At 62.3% G+C, this 1,106-nt stretch carries 1 protein-coding gene; it reads right to left on the bottom strand.

What is annotated here, in order from left to right; all coding sequences use genetic code 11:
- Nucleotides 1-344: 344 nt before the first annotated feature.
- Entirely contained in the window at nucleotides 345-863 is a 519-nt protein-coding gene (locus tag ACSEEN_RS21435) for a hypothetical protein (protein ID WP_440714256.1), read from the bottom strand.
- Nucleotides 864-1,106: the final 243 nt, after the last annotated feature.

Below are 1,106 nucleotides of genomic sequence, written 5' to 3'. Positions count from 1 at the left end.
CAACAATGACAGGCTCCACTCCAGCATCGGCACGGTCCCGCCCGCCGAGTTCGAGTCCGCCTACTACGCCGCCCTCAACCGAGAGCTGCACCCCGTATAGGAGCGGCAGAAAACCTGGGGTGATTCAAGGCAGGCATATCCGGCGCTGGCGAATCGCTCCGCGAACGCGTCGAGACGCTGCTCCTTCACTCCTCCCACACCGTGTGCCATAACAATGATCGGTACGGTTGCAGCGCGTTTCCCCGTCGGCGAGTACAGCCAGGCGGCGCAGTCGGCGTCGCCTGACGAGAAGGTGACATCACTTCGAGTCCAGGTGAACTCGTTCATGGTGGTTCTCGCCTGCTTCACGGACGAATGAGCGGCTGCTCGCTGTGCGGCGTTCCGACGTCGCCGACATATGGCCGCGAGGTCGCCTCGAGCATGAACGGTTGGAGTACCGATCGCTGTCGTTCCGTGAACCCGACCATCGCGAATCCGAGATAGAGGCCGGGCCCGACCTGGCGAACATCGTCGACCAGGTTCACGGCTCCGCACACCGTGTCGAAGGTCCGGTAGTCGAGTTGAAAGGCCGGGCGCCCGTCGATGCGAGACGTGGCGATCTGGGTCGTCATCGGATCGCTATACGCCAGCCGCCCGGTTCCGGCCCACCGATAGATGTTGTAGCCACGACCCGTGTTCTCATCGACCTGCCTGAATCCCTTCGCCTTCCACAGGTGAAGCCGGTTTCTGACCTTTGCCAACGCCACCGCGCTGCGCACGAGGTTCGGCTGCCGCAACGGCGTGCCATCAAACTCACCGACCATCTCGGACATGTTCGGCGCATTCAGCGTCGCGAAGAGGTCGACCAAATCCTTCTGGGGCATCGCTACCAGGTCTGCGGCGAGTAGTGCCCCATAAGGTGGTGTAACTCGGTGGCCGAGATCGTCTCCGACTTCGTGTCGGGACGGACGTAGAGCGGCCACCGTGTGATCCTTCGAGTCAACCGTCTAAAGAATCCTCGAACGGAGTCATCACGATGACCGCACCTCATATTGTCGACCCTGCAGGCCTGCTTGGCCAAGCCCTCGCCGACGCGTCACCGGATCTGATGCGCGAGCTGCTGCAAA

This window comes from Gordonia marina (assembly GCF_052036135.1).
Lineage (GTDB): Bacteria > Actinomycetota > Actinomycetes > Mycobacteriales > Mycobacteriaceae > Gordonia.
Note: the sequence above shows the minus strand (reverse complement) of the source record. Positions and strands in the feature narration are given on the sequence as shown.